Annotated in this window: 3 protein-coding genes; 2 read left to right on the top strand and 1 reads right to left on the bottom strand. The window is 75.2% G+C overall.

Features of this window, described 5'->3' with window-relative positions; all coding sequences use genetic code 11:
* Nucleotides 1-49: 49 nt before the first annotated feature.
* Nucleotides 50-1108: a zinc-binding dehydrogenase gene (locus tag ACFT55_RS19185; protein ID WP_380245445.1), complete on the bottom strand. Its 1059-nt coding sequence runs from the start codon at nt 1106-1108 to the stop codon at nt 50-52.
* 120 nt (nt 1109-1228) lie between these two features.
* Between ACFT55_RS19185 and ACFT55_RS19180 the strand changes: the two genes are divergently transcribed.
* Both ACFT55_RS19180 and ACFT55_RS19175 read left to right on the top strand, forming a co-directional pair.
* Nucleotides 1229-2869 carry an Ig-like domain-containing protein gene (locus tag ACFT55_RS19180; RefSeq protein ID WP_380245444.1) on the top strand — a complete coding sequence of 547 codons (1641 nt, stop codon included), beginning with the start codon at nt 1229-1231 and terminating at the stop codon, nt 2867-2869.
* A gap of 126 nt (nt 2870-2995) precedes the next feature.
* Entirely contained in the window at nt 2996-4543 is a 1548-nt protein-coding gene (locus ACFT55_RS19175) for a hypothetical protein (protein ID WP_380245443.1), read from the top strand.
* Nucleotides 4544-4594: the final 51 nt, after the last annotated feature.

Below are 4594 nucleotides of genomic sequence, written 5' to 3'. Positions count from 1 at the left end.
GAATTCGGGACCGAATTCTCGCCGTTTCCGTACCCACAACGAGGGCGGGTCAGGGGCGCAGCAGCACCTTGGTGGCGCGACGCTCGTCCATGGCCGCGTAGGCCTCGGCGGCGTCGGACAGCGGCAGCTCCAGGTCGAACACCTTGCCGGGGACGATCGTGCCGGCCAGGACGTCGGGCAGCAGCGTCTCCATGTAGCGCCGGGCGGAAGCCATCCCGCCGCCGATGGTGATGTTGCGGTCGAACAGGCGCCGCACGCTGAGGTCGGGCCCGTGCGGCACGCCGACGAACCCGACGCGCCCGCCGCCGCGCACGATGCTCAGGGCCGTGTCCATCGACTGCTCGGTGCCGACGCACTCCAGGGCGGCGTCGGGGAGGTCCCCGCCGAGCAGGTCGCGCACGGCCGTCATGCCCTCCTCGCCGCGCTCGGCGACGACGTCGGTGGCGCCGAACTCGCGGGCGAGCGCCGCGCGGTCGTCGTGCCGGCTCATGGCGATGACGCGCTCCGCGCCGAGCAGGCGGGCGCCGGTGACACCGGACAGCCCGACGGCGCCGTCCCCGACGACGACGACGGTGTCGCCCGCCGAGACGCCCGCGGCGAACGCGGCGTGGTACCCGGTGGACATGACGTCCGCGAGGGTGAGCAGGTGCGGCACGAGGCCGGCGGCCTCGAGCTCTGCCTCCGGGCGGCCGACCGAGAACAGGGAGTGCTGCGCGAGCGGGATCCGCACGCGCTCGCCCTGGGCGCCGTCGACCGGGTGGCCCCAGCGGTCGGTGGAGCCGAAGCCGGTGACGACGTCGCACGCCGCGGGGTAGCCCGCGCGGCACGACTGGCACTCGCCACAGCTCATGGTGAAGGGCAGGATGACGAAGTCGCCGACCTGGGCGGACGTCACGTCGGCGCCCAGCTCCTCGACGACGCCCACCAGCTCGTGCCCGATGGGGCGAGGCTTCTTGACGGCGGACACGCCGCGGTACGGCCACAGGTCGGAGCCGCACACGCAGGCGGCGACGACGCGGACCACCGCGTCGCCGGGGGTGAGGATCTTCGGGTCCGGACGGTCCTCGACGCGGACGTCGCGGGTCCCGTGGATGACGGCTGCACGCATGCGCCCACCGTAGACCGCGACCGCACGGGACGACGCCCGGACGGCGTTCACCCGACATTCCTCGACCCTGCACGCACCGTTGCGGTAGTTTCCAGCCACCATCAAGAGAACGGGCTGCGCATGCGTCGTGCACGGGGTCGGGTCGTCGCGGTCGTCACGACGTGGCTGGTCGCGCTGGGGGTGGTCGTGGCGGGCATGGGTGTCCCCACGGTCGCGCTGGCCGACGAGGCGGAGTCCTCCACGACGATCACGCTGCCGCGCGAGCGCTGGTGGCTCGGTGAGGTCGTGAGCCTCGACGTGACCGTCCTGCACGACGGGATGCCCGCCGAAGGAGTGGTCCGCACCACGCTGGACGGCTACCAGGTCAGCGACCCGACGTCGCTGGTGGACGGCCGCGGGCACATTACGTTCACCTCCACGGCGACGGTGACGATGAAGGCGGGAGAGCACCGTCTGGAGGTCGCTCACTTCCAGAGAGGGGTGTCGACGCCGCTGTCCGTGGCGTCCGCCGTCCTCCGGGTGGACGTCCCTGCCAGGCCCGTCGTCCCGGAGCCGCGCGTCTACGGGGACCCGGCTGACGTCAAGGTCGACCTCACGGGAACCGACCTGCCACAGAACGGCTGGGCCGAGCTGGACGACGAGGTCGGCAGGGCGCTCGGCGCGGCCGCCCTGACCGGCGGCGTCGCGACGGTCGCAGTCCCTGGCACCGGCATGACTCCCGGCCGCGTCTACCGGATGGTCCTGCGCGACGCGGCGGGCGGAACGGTCCTGAGCACCTGGTTCGTCGGCGCGAACGTCCAGAAGCGGCCGGCCACCCTGACGGTGCAGACCTCGTCGACGTGGCGTCTCGGGTGGCAGGCCAAGGTCGTCGTCCGGGCGGTCTCCGACCTCGGGCCGGTCACCGGGACCATCGAGGTCCGCAACCACATCAGCGACGACTGGTCGCCGGGACGCACGGCCGAGCTGGTCGACGGCGTCGCGACCGTCGCGTTCGACCCGGGCGACGTGCTCAACCTGTCCAAGCCCGACCCGAAGGTCTTCGTCGAGCTGCGCAGCTCGTTCTACGCCGCGCCGATCGTCCCGAAGATCGTGAACGTCAAGCCGCGCTTCCAGTCGTGGGTCCAGATCGAGACCGGCCAGCGTACCGAGTGGCGGTACGGGACGGCCCGGCGGGTCCGCTTCTTGGTGACGTCGGAGACGGGCGCGCGGCTCGACGGGAAGGTCACGTTCTCCCGGGGCACTCGGGTGCTGGGCACCGCGCGGATCGTGGACGGCAAGGGCTCCCTCCTGGTGGGGAGCACCGCCCTGGCCCCGGGAAGGCACAGTCTGGAGGCCAGCTTTACGCCCACGTCCACCCGGTACGACACGAGCTGGGCGGGGGTGCGCGTCGTCGTGGCGAAGGCGAGGCCGAGCGTGCGCCTGTCGATGGACCACCGGTGGTACCGGGTGAAGGCAGACCTCGGCAGGGACGAGCCGGGCACGGTGCGGGTGAGCACGGCGGGGATGCCGGAGCGCGGACGTCTCGTGCTGGAGACACGCAGCCCGCGGGCCGACGTCTGGGGCTGGCGGACGCGCTGGGCGACGGACTGGGCGCTGCAGACCAGCGAGCAGGGCGTGCAGCGGGTCAAGGTGCCGGCCACGTACCTCAGGACCGCGGACGGGAAGCCGGGGAAGGTCTACCTGAGGTTCCGCTACGTGCCGTCCGACGCGGCGCACGTGGCCACCGTGGTGTCGCCGGAGGTCACGATCGTCCGCTACTGACGTGCGGCGCCGGTCGCGGACGCACGCTCACCCGGCCGGGGCCTTCCGGCCGGGCGTGGCGCGGGCGTAGCGTCGAGTGGACGACCTGCGCGACGGCACGCCGGTCGGCGCCCGGGGGAGGGCACGATGCGCGACGACGTCCGGCTCCGATCAGGGTCCGTGACCGCCCGGGCGCGCCGTCGCCGGGGCCGACCCGCGCGCGCCGTGCTCGCCTGCGCGGCCCTCGTCACGGCGGGCGTGGGAGCGGGAGCGGTCGTCGCGCCCGCCGCCGTCGCCGAGCCGGAGTGCCTCGGCCCCAGCCACGACTTCGACGGCGACCGGGTGCCCGACGCCGTCGTCGGCGCCCCCGGCGGGACGGGTCGCCCGGGCACCGTCGAGGTCCGCCTCACGGGCGACGGCGAACCGCGCACGGTCGTGCTGCGCGGGCCGGTCGGCTTCGGCACGGCGGTGACGCAGCTGCGCTCGTACGAGCAGGAGGGCGACGACCGGTTCTGCACCCAGCTCGTCGTGGGCAGCCCGGAGGAGACGGTGGCCGGGATGCCGCGCGCGGGGGCGGTCTACCTGTACGCGTACGACTCCGCGCTCGGCGCGTTCGAGCTCCGTGAGCGGGTCACGGCCGACTCGGAGAGCGTGCTGGGCACGCCGCAGGCGGGCGCACGGTTCGGGGCCGCGCTCGCGTCGGCCTCCTACCCGGAGGAGACGATCGACCCGAAGCCGCAGCTGCTGTGGGTGGGTTCGCCCGGGCACGACGCCACGAGCGCTCCGGACGCGGGCCGGGTGACGTCGTTCGTCGTCGGCGCGACCGACACCACCACCCGTGGCGGGGAGGTCGTCGACCTCGCCGCCCTGGGGGTGCGCGGCACCGCGGCAGCCGGGGCGGCGCTGGGCTCGTCGCTGAGCGTGCGCGGACAGGTGATGGCTGCGGGAGCGCCAGGCCTGCGGGTGGCGGGCAAGGCGGGCGCCGGCGGGGTCGGGCTGTGGTTCGCCCCGCCGGGCGACCCGGGCGGGCCGCCGCCGGAGCCCGGCACCCAGCACCCGCCCGCCCTGCTGCACCAGGGGCTCGCCCAGGTGGCGGGGGAGGCCGAGGCGGGGGACCGCTTCGGCGCGGCGGTGCACCTGTTCCCCGTGCCGGGCGACCCCGTGGTGGTCGACCTCGCGGTCGGGGCTCCGGGTGAGGACCTGGGGGCGGACGTGGACGCGGGCATGGTCTCGATCGGCCGGGTGCACCCCGGCCTGACGCAGCCGCTGCTGGACTTCCGGTCCCGGCACCAGGACTCGGCAGGGGCGGCGGGCACCGCCGAGGACGGCGACCGGTTCGGCAGCGCCGTCTCCTCCGCGTACCTGCGGGGGGCGTGGCGGGTCGTGGTCGGGACGCCGGCGGAGGACGTCGGCCCGGTGCGTGACGCCGGGATGGTCCAGGCGCTCGGCACCGGTCAGGGGTGGTCGCAGGACTCGCCCGCGGTGCCGGGCCGGGCGGAGGCCGGCGACCGCATGGGGGCGGTGCTCGGCCCGGACCCGTGGGTCCGTCCGGGCCGCGCGCCGGACGTCGGTGTCCCGGGGGAGGACGGCGGCACCGGGGCGGTGCTCACCGGTCTGCTGGCCGAGGGAGCGGTCGTCCGGCTCGACCTCGGCGCCGCGCCCGGCGCCCGCTACGGGTGGTCGCTCGCGCCCTGATGCGACCCGCCGTCCCGGAAGACGCCGACGGCGCCGCACCCCGGCCGGGGG

This window comes from Isoptericola sp. NPDC057191 (assembly GCF_042670225.1).
In the GTDB taxonomy this organism is placed as follows: domain Bacteria; phylum Actinomycetota; class Actinomycetes; order Actinomycetales; family Cellulomonadaceae; genus Isoptericola.
This window is presented reverse-complemented; position numbering and strand designations above follow the sequence as displayed.

Bases quoted from the DNA above. Each gene is read 5' to 3' on its own strand.
- ACFT55_RS19185 (WP_380245445.1), bottom strand. From the start codon at position 1,108: ATGCGTGCAGCCGTCATCCACGGGACCCGCGACGTCCGCGTCGAGGAC.
- ACFT55_RS19180 (WP_380245444.1), top strand. From the start codon at position 1,229: ATGCGTCGTGCACGGGGTCGGGTCGTCGCGGTCGTCACGACGTGGCTG.
- ACFT55_RS19175 (WP_380245443.1), top strand. From the start codon at position 2,996: ATGCGCGACGACGTCCGGCTCCGATCAGGGTCCGTGACCGCCCGGGCG.